At 67.5% G+C, this 16,587-nt stretch carries 12 protein-coding genes and 3 pseudogenes; 6 read left to right on the top strand and 9 right to left on the bottom strand.

Features of this window, described 5'->3' with window-relative positions; translation table 11 throughout:
* The first annotated feature begins 37 nt into the window (after positions 1–37).
* Positions 38–1,525: an aldehyde dehydrogenase gene (locus BFF94_RS02735; protein WP_167376784.1), complete on the top strand. Its 1,488-nt coding sequence runs from the start codon at positions 38–40 to the stop codon at positions 1,523–1,525.
* 55 nt (positions 1,526–1,580) lie between these two features.
* On the opposite strand, the gene BFF94_RS02730 is transcribed toward BFF94_RS02735, so the two are convergent.
* A complete protein-coding gene (locus tag BFF94_RS02730; RefSeq protein WP_246637211.1) occupies positions 1,581–1,763 on the bottom strand; it encodes a hypothetical protein in 183 nt (60 codons plus the stop codon).
* Between the two features lie 160 nt (positions 1,764–1,923).
* Here BFF94_RS02730 and BFF94_RS02725 point away from each other — a divergent pair, with 160 nt between their 5' ends.
* Entirely contained in the window at positions 1,924–2,604 is a 681-nt protein-coding gene (locus BFF94_RS02725) for an alpha/beta hydrolase (RefSeq protein WP_128842303.1), read from the top strand.
* 51 nt (positions 2,605–2,655) lie between these two features.
* On the opposite strand, the gene BFF94_RS02720 is transcribed toward BFF94_RS02725, so the two are convergent.
* Positions 2,656–4,161, bottom strand: a complete 1,506-nt coding sequence (locus BFF94_RS02720) for an amino acid permease (protein WP_128842302.1) — start codon at positions 4,159–4,161, stop codon at positions 2,656–2,658.
* A 76-nt stretch (positions 4,162–4,237) separates the two neighbouring features.
* Positions 4,238–5,644 (bottom strand): aspartate ammonia-lyase, encoded by a 1,407-nt coding sequence (gene aspA / locus BFF94_RS02715; RefSeq protein ID WP_128842301.1) that lies wholly within the window; start codon positions 5,642–5,644, stop codon positions 4,238–4,240.
* A gap of 141 nt (positions 5,645–5,785) precedes the next feature.
* On the opposite strand from aspA, the gene BFF94_RS02710 reads away from it, so the two are divergent.
* A complete protein-coding gene (locus BFF94_RS02710) occupies positions 5,786–6,760 on the top strand; it encodes a LysR family transcriptional regulator (protein ID WP_128842300.1) in 975 nt (324 codons plus the stop codon).
* Between the two features lie 101 nt (positions 6,761–6,861).
* Here BFF94_RS02710 and BFF94_RS02705 read toward each other — a convergent pair whose 3' ends face one another.
* A complete protein-coding gene (locus tag BFF94_RS02705) occupies positions 6,862–7,926 on the bottom strand; it encodes an asparaginase (RefSeq protein ID WP_128842299.1) in 1,065 nt (354 codons plus the stop codon).
* 323 nt (positions 7,927–8,249) lie between these two features.
* On the opposite strand from BFF94_RS02705, the gene BFF94_RS02700 reads away from it, so the two are divergent.
* Both BFF94_RS02700 and BFF94_RS02695 read left to right on the top strand, forming a co-directional pair.
* On the top strand, positions 8,250–10,490 hold the full coding sequence (locus BFF94_RS02700) for a TonB-dependent receptor (RefSeq protein WP_128842298.1): 2,241 nt from the start codon (positions 8,250–8,252) through the stop codon (positions 10,488–10,490).
* 156 nt (positions 10,491–10,646) lie between these two features.
* A pseudogene (locus tag BFF94_RS02695) lies at positions 10,647–10,817 on the top strand (IclR family transcriptional regulator domain-containing protein); the annotation flags it as partial.
* Positions 10,818–10,828: 11 nt separating this feature from the next.
* Here the strand turns inward: BFF94_RS02695 and BFF94_RS02690 are convergent.
* The 4 genes and pseudogenes from BFF94_RS02690 to BFF94_RS02675 all read right to left on the bottom strand — a co-directional run.
* A complete protein-coding gene (locus BFF94_RS02690) occupies positions 10,829–11,776 on the bottom strand; it encodes a dimethyl sulfoxide reductase anchor subunit family protein (RefSeq protein WP_219138951.1) in 948 nt (315 codons plus the stop codon).
* Positions 11,777–11,813: 37 nt separating this feature from the next.
* The gene (locus BFF94_RS02685) at positions 11,814–12,560 is read right to left on the bottom strand and encodes a 4Fe-4S dicluster domain-containing protein (RefSeq protein WP_128843589.1); all 747 of its coding nucleotides are present in this window, start codon (positions 12,558–12,560) and stop codon (positions 11,814–11,816) included.
* 16 nt (positions 12,561–12,576) lie between these two features.
* Positions 12,577–15,513 (bottom strand): molybdopterin oxidoreductase family protein, encoded by a 2,937-nt coding sequence (locus BFF94_RS02680; RefSeq protein ID WP_219138950.1) that lies wholly within the window; start codon positions 15,511–15,513, stop codon positions 12,577–12,579.
* A gap of 218 nt (positions 15,514–15,731) precedes the next feature.
* Positions 15,732–15,827 (bottom strand): annotated as a pseudogene (locus BFF94_RS02675) (IS3 family transposase); the annotation flags it as partial.
* Here BFF94_RS02675 and BFF94_RS02670 point away from each other — a divergent pair.
* Positions 15,822–16,160, top strand: a pseudogene (locus tag BFF94_RS02670) (IclR family transcriptional regulator domain-containing protein); the annotation flags it as partial. The pseudogenes BFF94_RS02675 and BFF94_RS02670 sit on opposite strands and share 6 nt — an antisense overlap.
* Before the next feature lie 39 nt (positions 16,161–16,199).
* On the opposite strand, the gene BFF94_RS02665 reads toward BFF94_RS02670, so the two are convergent.
* Positions 16,200–16,523: a hypothetical protein gene (locus BFF94_RS02665; protein ID WP_128843588.1), complete on the bottom strand. Its 324-nt coding sequence runs from the start codon at positions 16,521–16,523 to the stop codon at positions 16,200–16,202.
* Positions 16,524–16,587 lie beyond the last annotated feature (64 nt).

Genomic DNA, 16,587 nt, shown 5'->3' with positions numbered 1-16,587 from the left:
TTTGCCGAACCTCTCGCTGAACCCGACGGAGCCTCCCATGCAGAACCCCGACGTCTGGCGCGCGCGCGCCGGCCAACTCGAGATCGAATCCCGCGCCTTCGTGGACGGCGCGTTCCGCGACGCGCACGACGGCACGACCTTCACGTGCACGAGTCCGATCGACGGCCGGGTACTCGTGCAGGTCGCGCATTGCCGACAAGCCGACGCCGACCTCGCGGTCGGGGCCGCGCGGCGTGCGTTCGAGCACGGCGCATGGCGCAGCGCGACGCCGCGCGAGCGCAAGCACGTGCTGCTGCGCTGGGCGGCACTGATCCGCGAGCACGCGGACGATCTCGCGCTGCTCGAAACACTCGACACCGGCAAGCCGATCGGCGACACGACCACGGTCGACATTCCGTCCACCGCGTACTGTCTCGAATGGTTCGCGGAAGCGATCGACAAGACGGGCGGCGAAGTCGTGCCGGCCGATGCGCATCTCGTCGGGCTCGTCACGCGCGAGCCGATCGGCGTGGTCGCCGCGGTCGTGCCGTGGAATTTCCCCGCGATGATCGCGATGTGGAAATGCGCGCCCGCGCTCGCGGCCGGCAACAGCGTCGTGCTGAAGCCGTCGGAGAAATCGCCGCTGAGCGCTCTGCGGCTCGCCGCACTCGCGGCGCAGGCCGGGCTGCCGGCCGGCGTGCTCAACGTGTTGCCGGGCTTCGGCGACGCGGGCGAAGCGCTCGCGCGACATCCTGATGTGGACTGCATCGCGTTCACGGGCTCGACCGCGGTCGGCCATCGGGTCGCGCGCTGCGCGGCCGATTCGAACCTGAAGCGTGTATGGCTCGAACTCGGCGGCAAGTCGCCGCAGATCGTGCTGCCCGACTGCCCCGACCTCGACCGTGCGGCGCGCACCGTCGCGCACGCGGTGTTCTACAACACCGGGCAGATGTGCACGGCCGGCTCGCGGCTGCTCGTGCATCGCGAGATCCGCGACGCGTTCGTCGCGCGCATGCTGGCGATCGCGCCCGAGTACGCGCCCGGCGACCCGCTGTCGCCCGATACGCGGATGGGCAGCCTGATCGACGCCGCGCAGGTCGAGCGCGTGCTCGGCTACGTCGACGCGGGGCGCGACGAGGCGACGCTGCTCACGGGCGGCAAGCGCGCGCGCACCGCGAGCGGCGGCCAGTATGTCGAGCCGACGGTGTTCGACTGTCCGCGCGCCGATGCGCGGATCGTGCGCGAGGAAATCTTCGGGCCCGTGCTCGCGGTCACGGCATTCGACACCCTCGACACGGCCGTCGCGCTTGCGAACGACACGCGCTACGGGCTCGCGGCGTCGGTGTGGACAGCCAACCTGACGACCGCGCACGAAACCGCGCGCCGGCTGCGCGCGGGCACGGTGTGGGTGAACGGCTACGAGGAAACCGACGATATGAACTTCCCGTTCGGCGGCTTCAAGGAATCGGGCAACGGGCGGGACAACTCGCTGCATGCGCTCGAGAAATACACGGAGCTGAAGTCGACGATCATTCGGCTGCGGTGAAATCCGGGCAGTTGGGGCGAGGTTGCATCCTGGTTACGCTCCGCTGACGCAACGATCAGGTGCGCGCGCACCTGATCCAATCATCCGGTCGAGTGACGGCTGCACGTTCAAAATCCGGATCGACCGGGCCGATTAAAGGCCACAGCCATGCCCATTCATGCGGGGCTGACTCGGTCGCGTCGTCCGGGAATTGAACGGCTTCAGCACTGTCGGACTCAAGTTCTTCGGCAAGAACCATTCGGCATCCCTCCTGTTTCTGGAATGCAGTTCAATTCTGACGAAAATCTTACAACCCGACAATTCATTCCTCCCAGGAAACAATCAATCGCAACCCGGCGATTCACCTCCCCGCCCGCACGCTCTAGACTGTCGCATCGTTCCCCTTCCGGACCCGCGCGATGACCGACCTGCCGCTGACCACCGACCCCGATTCGGGCCTCCAGTACCGATTGCGCCCGGCCGCCGGCCGCCCCGCCGCGCGCCTGTTGCTGCTGCACGGCGTCGGCGGCAACGAAACCAATCTGCTGAACGTTGCCGATGCGATCGATCCGCGCATCGAGATCGCGTTCCTGCGCGGCCCGCTCACCTTCGGGCCCGATCAGCATGCGTGGTTTCCGGTGCGTTTCGGCCCGAACGGCCCCGAAATCGATGCGGCGCGTGCGGACGCGAGCCGCGTGCAACTGATCACGTTGCTCCGCGTATTCCGCGCACAGGACGGCGCGGCCCCCGCGTTGCCGACCGTGATCGCCGGCTTCAGCCAGGGCGGCATCATGAGCGCGAGTGTCGGCCTCACATCGCCTGGCGACGTGACCGCATTCGCCGTGCTGTGCGGGCGCATCCTGCCCGAAATCGATCCGCTGATTGCGCCGCGCGAGGCGCTACGCGCGCTCCATGCATTGATCGTGCACGGCCGCTTCGACGACAAGCTGCCCGTCGCGTGGGCCGACACCGCCGATGCGAAGCTCACGGCGCTCGGCGTCGCGCACGATACTCGGCTGTATGCGGCCGGCCACGAACTGACCGCGGAGATGGCCGGCGATTTCGGCCGATGGGTCGGCGAACGCACCGGGTTGAACTGACCGCGCCGGGGGCGCCGGCCGCGAACGGGCCGGCGCCCCCGGCGCGTACCGTCACGCGTTCTGCGCCGGATCGGCAACGACGCGCGTGGATGCGGGTGCAGCAACCGCCCGCTCACGCTCGGCCCCGCGCTTCGCCAGCTTCCAGCCGACCACCAGCGCGAGCACGACGAGCGGAATCGTCGCGACGGTCCACGTACCGCCCGGATAGTCGAACGCCATCAGCACCAGCACGCCGGCGAGGAAGACGAGCGTGAGCCACGACGTGAACGGCGCGCCGGGCATCCGGAACGACACGTCCTTCAGTTCGCCGCGATTGACCGCGCGGCGGAACAGGATCTGGCACATCACGATGAAGCCCCACGTCGTGATGATCCCGAGCGACGCCATGTTCAACACGATCTCGAACGCCTGGGCCGGCACGATGTAGTTCAGCGGCACGCCGATCGCGTTGATCGCGACCGTGATCAGGATCCCGCCGTACGGCACGCCGCGCGCGTTCATCCGCGACACGAAGCGCGGCGCCGATCCGCCCATCGCGAGCGAGCGCAGCACGCGCCCGGTCGAATAGAGGCCCGAGTTCAGGCTCGACAGCGCGGCGGTCAGCACCACGACGTTCATCACCGTGCCGACATACGGCACGCCGAGCTTGCTGAAGAACGTGACGAACGGGCTTTCGTGCGCGCTGTACGCGGTCCACGGCAGCAGCATCGTCAACAGCACGACCGAGCCGACGTAGAACAGCGCGATGCGCCACATCACGCTGTTGATGGCCTTCGGCAGCACCTTGCGCGCGTCGGCGGTCTCGCCCGCCGCGACGCCGACGAGCTCGATGCTCGCGTACGCGAACACGACGCCCTGCACGATCAGCACGGCCGGCAGGATGCCGTGCGGAAAGATCCCGCCGTGATCCGCGACCAGGTGGAGCCCCGGCATCTGGCCGGCGACCGGATGGCCGCTCGCGAGGAACAGCGCGCCGACCGCGAGGAACACCGCGAGCGTCCCCACCTTGACGATCGAGAACCAGAACTCCATCTCGCCGAACACCTTCACGCCGATCATGTTCATCACCGACACGATCCCGAGCGCGCCGAGCGCGAACACCCATTGAGGCACGTCGGTGAACACGGCCCAGTACTTCATGTAGATCGCGACCGCGGTGATGTCGACGATGCCGGTCGTCGCCCAGTTCAGGTAGTACATCCAGCCCGCGACGAACGACGCGCGCTCGCCCATGAACTCCCGTGCGTACGACACGAAGCTGCCGCTGGTCGGCCGGTGCATCACGAGTTCGCCGAGTGCGCGCATGATCAGGAACGCGAACACGCCGCAGACCAGATACACGAGCGCCAGCGCGGGCCCCGCGTGCTGCAGGCGGCCGCCCGCGCCGAGAAAGAGGCCGGTGCCGATCGCACCGCCCATCGCGATCATCTGCACGTGCCGCGGCTTCAACTGCTTCGCATAGCCGGCTTCGTGCGACGCAAACATCGCGTCGGGGTCGGGATGACCGGAATCCGCGCCACCGGCCGTATCGGCCGGGCGCTCGCTGGTGTGTTTCATCGTGAGTCTCCGTTGTTTTCTTGATGTATCGCGCCCCGCGCAGGGGCGCTTCAGGTGCGGCCGCGCGCGGCCGGCGTCAAAGCACGCGCGGCCGGATCAGCGCTTCGGGCTGCAGCGCTTCTTCGAGCTGCTCGCTGGTCATCCACTCGCGCTCCAGCACGACCTCGCGGATCGATTTGCCGGTCGCGTGCGCTTCGGCGGCCACCGCGGTCGCGCGCTTGTAGCCGATGTACGGGTTCAGCGCGGTCGCGAGCGCAACCGAGCGCTCCATCGTTTCGCGCAACCGCTCCGGGTTCGCCGTGATCCCGCTCACGCACCGCTGCGCGAGCGTCGTGCACGCGGCCGTCAGGTGGCTGAAGCTGCGGAACAGCGCGCTGGCGATCACCGGTTCGAACGCGTTGAGCTGAAGCTGCCCGGCCTCGGCGGCGAAGGTCACGGTCAGGTCGTTGCCGAATACCTCGAACGCGACCTGGTTGACGACTTCCGGGATCACCGGATTCACCTTGCCGGGCATGATCGACGAGCCGGCCTGCACGGGCGGCAGGTTGATCTCGCCGAACCCCGCGCGCGGGCCGCTCGACAGCAGCCGCAGGTCGTTACAGATCTTCGACAGCTTGACGGCGATCCGCTTGAGCACGCCCGAGACCTGCACGAACGCGCCGCAATCCTGCGTCGCCTCGATCAGGTTCGGCGCGGTGCTCAGGTCGAGCCCGGTAATGCGCCGCAGCGCCGCCAGCGCTTTCTCCGCGTATTGCGGATGCGCGGTGATCCCGGTGCCGATCGCGGTCGCGCCGAGATTGATCTCGCGAATCAGCCAGCCGGCTTCCTGCAGGCGCGCGATGTCTTCCGTCAGCATCACCGCGTAGGTCGAGAATTCCTGGCCGAGCGTCATCGGCACCGCGTCCTGCAACTGCGTGCGGCCGAGCTTCAGCAGGCCCGCGAACGCGTCGGCCTTCTCCGCGAACGCATCGCGCAGGCGCGCCATCGCTTCGAGCAGGTGTTCGACCGCGAAGCACGTCGCGACGCGGATCGCGGTCGGATAGACGTCGTTGGTGCTCTGCGCGAGATTGACGTGCTCGTTCGGGTGCAGGTATTCGTACTGCCCGCGCGCGTGCCCCATGATTTCGAGCGCGCGGTTGCAGATCACCTCGTTCGCGTTCATGTTGGTCGACGTGCCGGCCCCGCCCTGGATGACGTCGACGACGAACTGGTCGTGCAGGCGCCCCTCGCGGATCTCGACGCACGCGGCGGCGATCGCGTCGCGGTATGGCCGCGGCAGCAGGCCGAGCTCGCAATTGGCGTCGGCCGCGGCTTCCTTCACGGCCGCGAGCGCCATCACGAGGTACGGGAGCGACGCGATGGTGCGGCCGGAAATGTCGAAATTCTCTTTCGCGCGCAGCGTATGGACGCCGTAGTAGACGTCGTCCGGAATGCTTCGTTTACCTAAAAGATCCGCTTCGACGCGGAAGCCGTTTTCTGTCATCGTGCCCTCCTGAGTGTCTCGTGCCGCTCGTCGTTCGCCACTTCCCGACGCGACGGGTTCGCATTCTATGCCTTTGCAAAAACAAGCTCGCTTCTGTATTATCGAAAGCGGTTTTGCGTGGGACGCAACAGCGAGAATTGGATGAAAAGAGGCACGAAAGAAACCGGCATCGATCACCTGGGCGCGATGCGCGCGTTCGTGAGAGTGATCGAAACAGGGAGTTTTTCGGCGGTCGCGAAGGAGATGCACGTGTCGACGTCGACCGTCGCGCGCAAGGTGACGGCCATCGAGGACGCGCTCGGCGTCGCGCTGCTGCACCGGTCGACGCACAGCGTGACGCTGACCGAGGCCGGCCATATCTACCTGGAGCGCGCGATCACGCTGATCGCCGAACTCGACGACACGCTGCGCGTCGTCGCCGAACTGAACGCGCAGCCGAGCGGTCCGCTGAAGCTCACCGCGCCGGTCGCGTTCGGCCGCCGTCATCTCGCGCCGCTGGTCGCGCCGTTTCTCGCGCGCTACCCGACGATCCAGCTCGACGTGCGGCTCACCGACAACCACAACGACCTCGTGGCCGGCGGCTTCGATCTCGACATTCACGAGGGCGAGAACTACCTGGACAACCTGGTCGTCCACCGCCTGTCGCGCAACGACAGCATCCTGTGCGCGACGCCCGGCTATCTCGACCGCAGCGGGCGCCCGTCGACGCCGGACGACCTGAAGCACCACAACTGCCTGCGCTACGTGCACCCGGAAGGCGATCCGCGCTGGGATCTCGTGAGCGGCGACGCGCAGCACAGCGTGCTGCCGGCCGGCAATCTCGTCACCGACCATTCGGAGCTGCTGCTCGAAGCGACCTGCGCGGGGCTCGGCATCGCGGAGTTCGAGATCTGGCTGGTGCGCGACCTGCTCGCGAGCGGCCGGCTCGAAGCCGTGCTGCCGCGCTACCGGCTGCAGAACCGGCTGACCGGCGAGTTCATCTACATCGCGTATCTGGCGAACCGGCGCAGCTCGGCGAAGCTGCGCGTGCTGAAGGACTTTCTCGCGGAGCACCTCGCGCATATCGGCGAGCTGTCGGAACTGGAACTGACGAAGATTCGCGGCGCACGCGCATAGCGCGCACGTTCGTACCCGCGTTCCGGCCGTTCAGCGAGCGGGCGCGCGCCGATGCGGGCGGCCCGGATCGCGGGCCGGCGGCCTCGGCGCGGCGACGGCGTTCAGGCCGGCTGCAATTCGAACGGGAACGTCGCGTGCCCGAACTCGACACCCTGCGTGTTCAGCATCGGCGGCCGGTGGAAGCCGGCCAGTTGCGCGCGCTGCGCGGCCGTGCCGATCTGCAGCCGCTCGAGGATTTCGCTGACGACCATGTAGAGCACGTCGAGATTGCCGTCCTCGATCTTCACCGAGATGCCGAGCGCGCCGTCGGCACCGAGCTGCCGCGTGCGCTCCGATGCGCGCACGCCGATTCCGTAGCACGCATCGGCGCCGAGCTTGCCGACCACCTGCCCGTCGAACGCGTTCATCAGCACCGTGCAGTAGCGCCCCTCGCCGGCGACCAGTTCCGGATGGGCGGTCATCGCACGATGAATGCGCGCCAGTGCGCGAACGCGATCGGTGAGCCCGTCGCCGCCCGCTTCCACCCTGTCCGCGCCGTCGGCCAGCGATGCGTAAAGACGCGCCAGGCGATCCAGCGAAAAGGCCGGCGTCGGCAGGTTGCAGCCGTCGATCGCCCAGTCGACCTCGTCGTCGCGCAAGCCGCACGCATCGGCCACCACATGCTTCACGCGCACCTGCATCGGATGGTCGGGCAGATGGTAATCGGCCATCGCGGCGCCGATCGCCTGCGCGCCGGCCAGCATCCCGACATGCTTGCCCGAGCAGTTGCTGCACACGCCGGTCGGCGTGTAGTCGCGCTTGATCCACGACCGGTACACCGCCTCGGACAACGGCGGATGGCCGCCGCAACGCAAGTCCGATTCATGCGCGGCAACCTTCGCGAGCATCGCGCGCGTGCGCTCGATGTGACGGTCCTCGCTGCTGTGCGACGCGCACATCAGCGCGATGTCCGCGTCGTCGAAGCCGAAGCGCTCCGGCGCGCCCGTCTCGATCACCGACAGCGCCTGCGCCGGCTTGGCCGCCGACCGTGCAAGCGTCATCCGGAACGGATCGCCGAACCGGGCCAGCAACCGGCCGCGTGCATCGACCACCGCCACATGGGCGACGTGCGTGTTCTCGATCGCATTGCCGCGGTACGTGACGACCGCTTCGCGTTGGGTGTCCATCGTGTTCTGTCTCCTTGCTCGGGCCTGATGCCGGGGCCCGTCCAACCGGTACGGGAGTGTAGCGAGTCGCCGCCGCCGCGCGCCGGCCGTGCAATGGAAAGTGGTGTTGCACGCGATGCAAAGGCAGCCGCTCCACCCACGAAAGCCTGACTGATTTAGTACAAAAACCATTCAAGTGTTTACATATTTGATACTAATTCGTACAATTGCGATCGCAAACGCGAATCATACGCATTTACATTGACGTTTTCCGATGGCCTGCGCCTGTCCGGCCGGCATCGAAGAAACGCACCCGATCACCGAACCTTCCGTTGCTTCCCGATATGCCTGCCCAGTTCAAGACGAGGCCTCGCGCCCTCGTGTCGGCGCTGACCTGCTCCGTTTTCCTGACGCCGCTGCTCGCCTCCGCCGAAACCGCTCCCGCCCCCGCACCTGCCGCCGATCAACCGGGCCCGTCCGCCGACCTGCCGGCAACGCTGCCGACGATCGCGGTGCAGTCGTCCGCGCTGTCGGACCTGCAGGTGAAGCGCTCGCCGTCGTACAAGTTCACCGCGCCGCTGCTCGACACGCCGCGCTCGGTCACGGTGATTCCCGAGCAACTGATCAAGGAAAAGAACGTCACGTCGTTCGCCGACGCGCTGCGCTCGGTGCCGGGCATCACGTTCCTCGGCGGCGACGCGGCCGCGAACCCGTCGGCCGACCGTCCGGTGATCCGCGGCTTCGAATCGCGCAACTCGATCTTCGTCGACGGAATGCGCGACTCGGGGCTGCAGAACCGCGAGACGTTCGCGGTCGAGCAGATCAGCGTGATCAAGGGCCCCGATTCGGTGTATGCGGGCCGCGGCTCGGTGGGCGGCAGCATCGACATCGTCACGAAGACGCCGAAGAACGATAACTTCATCAACAGCAGCATCGGCTTCGGCACCGACGGCTACAAGCGCGCGACGGTCGACGCGAACCGCAAGATCAACGACACGACGGCCGTGCGCCTGAACGTGATGGGCCACGACGCGAACCAGGCCGGCCGCAACGACGTGTACAACAAGCGCTGGGGCGTCGCGCCGTCGATCGTGTTCGGGCTGAACACGCCGACCACGGTCACGGTCAGCTACTACCACATGAACTCGTACGACATGCCGGACTTCAGCGTGCCGTTCCGCGCGTCGGGCGGCACGCCGGTGCCGACCGATCGCGGCCGGTTCTTCGGGCTGAACACGCGCGACTACCGCTACGGGCAGACCGACACCGGCGAGGTGCGCGTCGAGCATCGCATCAACGACGACTGGAAGCTGAGGAACACGACGATGTTCGGCCGTTCGACGCTCGATTACGTGGCGACGAATCCGCAGATCCTCGCGTCGAATCCGAACATGCTGGGGCTGCAGGCGAAGAGCGGCAAGTACGCGCTCAACGGCTTCTCGAACCAGACCGAAGTCACCGGCAGCGCGAGCCTGTTCGGCATGAAGCACACGATGACGGCCGGCGTCGAGTTCAGCCACGAACAGGCGCGCTACGAGGGCTATCTCGTGTCGGATTCGGCCGGCAACAACATCCGCTCCGGCGGCCCGTGCTCGGTGGCCGGCAACTGCACGCCGCTCGCGGGCGGCTGGAACCCGAACATGCCGTGGACCGGCAACATCGTGCTGAACGGCGACAAGGCCTTCCCCGGCCCGACGACGAACACGCGCACCGACACGGTATCCGCGTACATCTTCGACACCGTCAAGCTGTCCGAGCGCTGGCAGTTCAACACGGGGCTGCGCTTCGACCGCTACGACACGACCGGCAAGCAGGCCGGCGTCGCCGACCTGTCGAACACGTCGAACCTGTTCAGCTACCAGTTCGGCCTCGTGTTCAAGCCGGTGAGCAACGTGCGCCTGTACGCGTCGTACGGCACGTCGTCGAACCCGCCGGGTTCGAACGGGGGCCTCGGCGGCGGCACCGACCAGATCACCGCGACCAACCAGGATCTCGCGCCCGAGCGCTCGCGCAACATCGAGATCGGCGCGAAGTGGGACGTGCTGCAGGATCAGCTGTCGCTGACGTCGGCGCTGTTCCAGACCGAAAAGACCAATGCACGCGTCAGCGACGGTCTCGGTCACACGGTCAACGCGGGCAAGCAGCGCGTGCGCGGCGCGGAATTCGGCTTCGCGGGCAACCTGACGCCGAAATGGCACGTGTTCGGCGGCTACTCGTACCTGAACGCGATCACGACCGACGCGGGCCCCGGCAGCCCGGGCGCATCGGGCCTGCCGATGGTGATGGTGCCGAAGCACAACTTCACGCTGTGGACGAGCTACGACGTGATGCCGAAGCTCACGCTCGGCGCGGGCGCGACGGTGATGAGCCAGACCTATGCGTCGGTATCCGCGACGACGAAGAAGTGGACGCCCGGCTATGCGCGTTTCGACGCGGCCGCAACGTGGCGGGTGAACAAGACGATGGACGTGCAGTTGAACGTGCAGAACCTGTTCGACAAGAAGTACTACGCGAGCGCGTATCCGATCTACGCGACGTGGGCGCCGGGCCGTTCGGCAATGGTCACGCTCAACTTCTACCAGTAACGCCGATTGCGGCGGGAGGGCGTGATCCACCCTTCCCCGCCGCGCTCACCAAGGCAGCGAATACGTCTTCGTATTCGTGAAGCTCGCGAACTGGCAGCACTACGAATTTCCGTTCATCTACGGGCAGTTCGACCAGTCGCTGTTTCCGACCAACGACTGGCGCGCTACACGCAGAACACGATCTCGGATCCCGAACTGCTCGAGGCCGAACTCGACCGCACCGCGCACAAGGGCGTCTTGATCGACAACGAGGAATTCGTCGCGGGCATCGTATGTATCGCGGCGCCGATCGCCGGCGACAACGGCGCGTGCATCGCCGCAGTCGCCAGAACGCATCGTCATGACGCGCGCTGGTAGTAGAGATTCTGCGGATGCCGCGCATCCGCGAAGAAGAACCAGCGCTCCGCGACCAGCCCCGCATACTGGATCACGAACGCCGCGCCGAGCGCGACGGCCGCCGCGGCCGACGTCGGCGCGAGCGCACCCGCCCCGGTGAGCACGAACGGCACCGCAAACGCGCCGGTCAGGAAGCCGGCCTTCACCGCGCGCAGCGTGCCGTTGCCCTGCCCGTGAAAGAACTCCTTCGTATTGAACGCGCTGGCCGTGAAGCCGCGCGACTTCTGCTCGACCTTCGCATTGCGGATCCCCGTCGCGCTCTGCACGGTCGACTTCGGCCGCAGCCGCGCGTTGCGCGCAAGCGATGCGAGCCGGGCCACGCAGCCCGCGAGCGTCAGCACGCACGCGGCCGCCGCGAGCCGGCCGACCAGCGCCGGCGCGAGCCACGCGGCGCAGGCCGTCGCGAGCGTGCAGCCCGACGCGCAGCCGAGCAGCACGAAGTTCACGAGCGTCAGCGGGCTCGCCCACTCCTGCAGGAAGCGCAGGCACGCGTAGATCATCGCGGTGCAGACAAACAGCGCAACGCTCGCGAGCGCGCCGGCCGCGCCGATCAGCAGCGTGCCGCGCCAGCCGAACAGGTGCGCCGCGCCATACGCGAATGCGCACGCGAGAAACACCGGCAGCGCGATGCATTCGCGCGACAGCCATGACGTGCGCCACATCGCGATCGCGCGCCATGCGCGTTCGGGGTGGCCGAGATGGAAGAACGACGCGAACAGGCCGAGCACGCCGAGCGCGACCGACAGCGCGGCGCCCGTCACGTAGAACGCGGCGGCCACGTCGACGCCGGCCAGCCGCGTAAGCGCCTCGACGATCACGAGCGTCAGCAGCAAGCCCTGTGCGGCGCCGCACAGCGTGGTGAGAAAAACGACCGAAAAGGCTGGGCGCATGAAAACTCCGTCTATGTCTGAATGAAATGCGCGGTGTTCAGCGCCGCGTCGCGAGCGACACGAGATCGATGTCGCCGTGCGCCGCGCGTGCTTCGAACGACTCGTCCTCATTACGCCCGTTCGACGTGCCGCCGCATCCGCCGCCGCTCCCGCAACCGCACGACGCTTCGGTCTTCACGCGCGGCAGGTAATGGTTCGACGGCCGCGTGCCCCATTCCGGCATCAGCGCATAGCCGCCGCGTTCGCGGATCGCGCGCGACACGTCCGATTCCGGGTCGTGCACGTCGCCGAACAGCCGCGCCGACGTCGGGCACGCGAGCACGCAGGCCGGCTTGCGGTCGCGTTCGGGCAGCGCCTCGTTGTCGATGCGGTCCGCGCACAGCGTGCACTTCGTCATCTCTTTGCGGCCTTCGTCGAGCTCGCGCGCGCCGTACGGGCACGCCCACGCGCAGTACTTGCAGCCGATGCACTTGTCGTAATCGACCAGCACGATCCCGTCCGACTTGCGCTTGTAGCTCGCGCCGGTCGGGCAGACCGGCACGCACGGCGGATCCTCGCAGTGCAGGCACGACTTCGGGAAGTGGATCGTGTCGGTCATCGGGAACACGCCGGCTTCGTACGTCTGCACGCGGTTGAAAAACGTGCCGGACGGATCGTCGTCGTACGGGCGCAGGTCGGCGAGGCTGCCGGCCTCGCCCGACGTGTTCCATTCCTTGCAGCTCGTCACGCAGGCATGGCAGCCGACGCACACGTTCAGGTCGATGACGAGGGCCATCTGGGTCATGGTTGCGCTCCTTCGATTAGCGATCGTCAGACTGCGGGCCCGCCGACGCCGCGCGCCGCAGCCGCGCGGCGAATGCGCCGGTTCCCGCGAAATACGCCTGCACGCGCTGCAGCACGCGCGGCGTGCCGGGCAGCGCCGGCATCGGCGCGAACTGCGGCAGCGTCGTCGCGGCATCGGCTTCGGCCGGATAGATCCGCACCTGCACGTCGTACCAGCCGGCCTGCCCCGTGATCGGATCGGAGTTCGACACCCGCGCGCCGGCGCGCGCCGCATCCGGCAACTCGTCGGTGATCACGTGATTGAGCAGGAAGCCGCGCTGCGACTCGCCCGCTTGCGGGCCGAGGTTCCACGCGCCGGCCGCCTTGCCGATCGCGTTCCACGTCCACACGGTGCCGGGTTCGACGGCCTCGCTGTAGCGCGCGCGGCAACGCACCTTGCCCCACGGCGATTCGACGTAGATCCACGCGCCGTCGTCGATCTGCTGCGCGGCGGCCGTCACGGGGTTCACGAACAGGTGGTTCTCGCCGTGGATCTGCCGCAGCCACGCGTTCTGCGAATCCCACGAGTGGTACATCGCCATCGGCCGCTGCGTGATCGCCGCGAACGGATAGCGGTTCGCATCGGTCAGCCCGCTTTCGAGCGACGGATGCCAGAACGGCAGCGGATCGAAATAGCGCGCGATGCGCTCGCGCAGATGGTCGGGCGGCTGGCGGCCGGACGTGCGGCCCTGCGCGGCGAGCCGGAATTTCTGCAGCACGTCCGAGTAGAGCTGGATCACGATCGGTACGCCGAACTTGCGCATCCCGTTCTCGACCGCCCACTGCATGTACGGACCGTTGCAGTTGCGCATGTACTGCAGCGGCTCCGGCAGCCGGTGGTGATACACGCAGTTGTTCTCCGCGTAGCGCTTCCACTGGTCGGGGTTCGGCTCGCCGACGACGGCCTTGTCGCCGTCCTTGCCGCGCCAGCCGATCAGGAAGCCGGTGCCCGACTCGGGCGCGGTCTGGAAGTTGACGACGAAATCCGGATAGTCGCGGTACTTGCGCTGCCCGTCCGCCGTCGTGAAGGCCGGAAACTTCAGCCGGCTCGCGAGCTCGATCAGCACTTCCTGGAACGGCTTGCATTCGCCGGTCGGCGGCACGACGGGCACGCGCACCGAGTCGACCGGCCCGTCGAATTCGGAGATCGGCCGGTCGAGCACCGACATCACGTCGTGCCGCTCGAGGTAGGTCGTGTCGGGCAGGATCAGGTCGGCGAACGCCGTCATCTCCGACGCGAACGCGTCGCATACGACGAGGAACGGGATCCGGTATTCGCCGTCATCGCGCTTGTCGACCAGCATCTTGCGCACTTCCGTCGTGTTCATCGACGAATTCCACGCCATGTTGGCCATGAAGATCAGCAGCGTGTCGATCGGATAGGGATCGCCGCGCCACGCATTGGTGATCACCGAATGCATGAGCCCGTGCACCGCGAGCGGGTATTCCCACGAGAACGCCTTGTCGAGCCGCGCGGGCGTGCCGTCCGGATGGACGAACAGGTCCTCGGGGCCCGCCGGCCAGCCGAGCGGGCCGGTCGCGAGCGGCGTGTTCGGCTGCACCTGGGCCGGGTCGTTCGGCGGTTTCGCCGAAGGCGGCACCGCACGCGGATACGGCGTCTTGTGGCGGAAGCCGCCCGGCCGGTCGATCGTGCCGAGCAGCGACATCAGCACGGCCAGCGCGCGGATCGTCTGGAAGCCGTTCGAATGCGCGGCCAGCCCGCGCATCGCGTGGAACGCGATCGGCACGCCCTTCACCGTCGCGTGTTCCTTACCCCACGAATCGGTCCAGCGCACCGGCAATTCGATCGCGTGATCGCGCGCGACCGTCTCCATCTCGCGGGCGAGGCGGCGAATCGTGTCGGCCGCGATGCCGGTGATGTCGGCCGCCCATTCGGGCGTGCAGCCGGCCACCTGTTCGCGCAGCAGCGTGAACGACGGCGCGACGGGCGTGCCGTCGTCGAGCGTGTAGCGGCCGTCGAGCGCCGGCTCGGCGCCTTCCGCATGGTGCAGCACCGCGCGGTTCGTCTTCGCGTCCCACCACATCCGGTTCTGCGGATACAGCGCGTTGACCTCCGGCGCGCCGGCGTCGCGCACGAACAGCCCGAACGTATCGGCGCCGTCGCGCTGGTCGACCAGCTCGGCCGCGTTCGTGAAGCGCGACACGAATTCGAGGTCGAACGCGTCGCGCGCGATCAGCTCGTGCATCAGCGCCATGAACAGCGCGCCGTCGGTGCCGGGGCGGATCGGAATCCATTCGTCGGCAATCGCCGCGTAGCCGGTGCGCACCGGATTGATCGCGATGAAGCGGCCGCCCGCGCGCTTGAACTTGCCGAGCGCGATCTTCAGCGGGTTCGAATGGTGGTCCTCCGCGGTGCCGATCATGAAGAACAGCTTCGCGTTGTCGAGATCGGGCCCGCCGAATTCCCAGAACGAGCCGCCGATCGTGTAGATCATCCCGGCCGCCATGTTCGCCGAGCAGAACCCGCCATGCGCCGCATAATTCGGCGTACCAAACTGTTTCGCGAACAGGCCGGTGAGCGCCTGCATCTGGTCGCGGCCGGTGAACAGCGCGAAACGCTTCGGGTCGGTCGCGCGCAGGTGCGCGAGGCGCTTTTCGAGCACGTCGAACGCAACCGCCCACGACACCGGCTCGAACTGCGCGTCGCCGCGCTCGGCGCCCGGCTTGCGCATCAGCGGCTGCGTGAGCCGCGCGGGCGAGTACTGCTTCATGATTCCCGACGAACCTTTCGCGCAGATGACGCCCTGGTTCAGCGGATGCTCCGGATTGCCGTCGATATAGCGCACTTCGCCGTCGCGCAGGTGTACGCGGATGCCGCAGCGGCACGCGCACATGTAGCACGTCGTCGTCTTGATCTCGGCCTGCTCGTCACGCTCGCGTGCCCGATGTTCCATCGTCTGTCCTCGTTCGCGGATGATGGCGCGCCCCGCCGGGGCGCACCCGTGAATCGGTTCATCCATGCTATGCCGGCTGGCGGCCGGCATAAAGTCGCATCCCCTGATCGCTCCTATCGGTCGGCCTGATAGTTGGCCCGGCAATCCATCGGATCGCCGCCAGACCCGCATGCGCGAAGGCCCGGCGCGCGTGAACTGAACCCCGGAAGTTGGACGGTTCAAAGATGCCAGGCCAACAAGGGCTGAGTTCTGTATTGCACCGGACTCAGCCCTTTTAGTTTCAATCTGATACGTTCGTGGTTGTAGTAATGAACGCACTGGAGCGCAACGCACTGCTCACGCGGCTCACGCTGAAGAAGATGACCTACCGGACGCTGACCGACGCGCAGTTGCTCGCGGCCGAACTCGACCGGCTCGCCGCGCGCGGCGTCGGGATCGACAACGAGGAATTCGTACGCGGGATGGTGGCCGCCGCGGTGCCGGTGAAGGAAGCCGCGAGCGGCCGCGTGCTCGCGACGCCCGCCGTGCATGCGCCGACCGCGCGCGCGACGCTCAACGACCTGCTGGAGCACGTGCTGAAGATGCGCGACGCGGCCGCGCGGCTCGCGCCGCTGCTGCATGCGGCCGACGGCGTACCGCCGGGCTGATGCGAACGCGCGCGCTCAAGCGTTCACGCGTTTACTCGTTCACGCGAGGTGGTAGCGCAGCCAGAAGGTTTCGCGGCATGCGTTGTCGAACGTCAGCCGCGACGGGCTGACCGGCTGCGCATCGGGATGGCGGAGCACGTCGTAATCGATCCAGCATTCGGCGCACAGCAGGTCGGACGGCGCGCGGTCCTGCTCGACCGAGCGGCGCACGATCGCGCCGTTGTCGAAGCGGTATTCGGTTTCGTCGCGCGTGACCTCGACGTCGTCGTCGGTCCAGCGGTCGTGCGACGTCGCGTGCGACACGATCGACACGGGGCCGGCAAGCCCGTGGATCGCGGCGACGTAGGAAATGAGCTTGTCCATGGCGAGGCGGCGAACTGGCGGATGGCCGCTTTGCGCAACACATGCTGCGCGAGGCGGCCCGAGC

The organism is Burkholderia catarinensis (genome assembly GCF_001883705.2).
Classification (GTDB): Bacteria; Pseudomonadota; Gammaproteobacteria; order Burkholderiales; family Burkholderiaceae; genus Burkholderia; species Burkholderia catarinensis.
The sequence above is the reverse complement of the archived record's forward strand: the minus strand, read 5'-3'. Positions and strand labels throughout refer to the sequence as shown.

Excerpts from the sequence above, each read along its gene's own strand:
- BFF94_RS02735 (WP_167376784.1), top strand. The coding sequence starts at position 38 with ATGCAGAACCCCGACGTCTGGCGCGCGCGCGCCGGCCAACTCGAGATC.
- BFF94_RS02730 (WP_246637211.1), bottom strand. The coding sequence starts at position 1,763 with ATGGTTCTTGCCGAAGAACTTGAGTCCGACAGTGCTGAAGCCGTTCAA.
- BFF94_RS02725 (WP_128842303.1), top strand. The coding sequence starts at position 1,924 with ATGACCGACCTGCCGCTGACCACCGACCCCGATTCGGGCCTCCAGTAC.
- BFF94_RS02720 (WP_128842302.1), bottom strand. The coding sequence starts at position 4,161 with ATGAAACACACCAGCGAGCGCCCGGCCGATACGGCCGGTGGCGCGGAT.
- aspA (WP_128842301.1), bottom strand. The coding sequence starts at position 5,644 with ATGACAGAAAACGGCTTCCGCGTCGAAGCGGATCTTTTAGGTAAACGA.
- BFF94_RS02710 (WP_128842300.1), top strand. The coding sequence starts at position 5,786 with ATGAAAAGAGGCACGAAAGAAACCGGCATCGATCACCTGGGCGCGATG.
- BFF94_RS02705 (WP_128842299.1), bottom strand. The coding sequence starts at position 7,926 with ATGGACACCCAACGCGAAGCGGTCGTCACGTACCGCGGCAATGCGATC.
- BFF94_RS02700 (WP_128842298.1), top strand. The coding sequence starts at position 8,250 with ATGCCTGCCCAGTTCAAGACGAGGCCTCGCGCCCTCGTGTCGGCGCTG.
- BFF94_RS02690 (WP_219138951.1), bottom strand. The coding sequence starts at position 11,776 with ATGCGCCCAGCCTTTTCGGTCGTTTTTCTCACCACGCTGTGCGGCGCC.
- BFF94_RS02685 (WP_128843589.1), bottom strand. The coding sequence starts at position 12,560 with ATGACCCAGATGGCCCTCGTCATCGACCTGAACGTGTGCGTCGGCTGC.
- BFF94_RS02680 (WP_219138950.1), bottom strand. The coding sequence starts at position 15,513 with ATGGAACATCGGGCACGCGAGCGTGACGAGCAGGCCGAGATCAAGACG.
- BFF94_RS02665 (WP_128843588.1), bottom strand. The coding sequence starts at position 16,523 with ATGGACAAGCTCATTTCCTACGTCGCCGCGATCCACGGGCTTGCCGGC.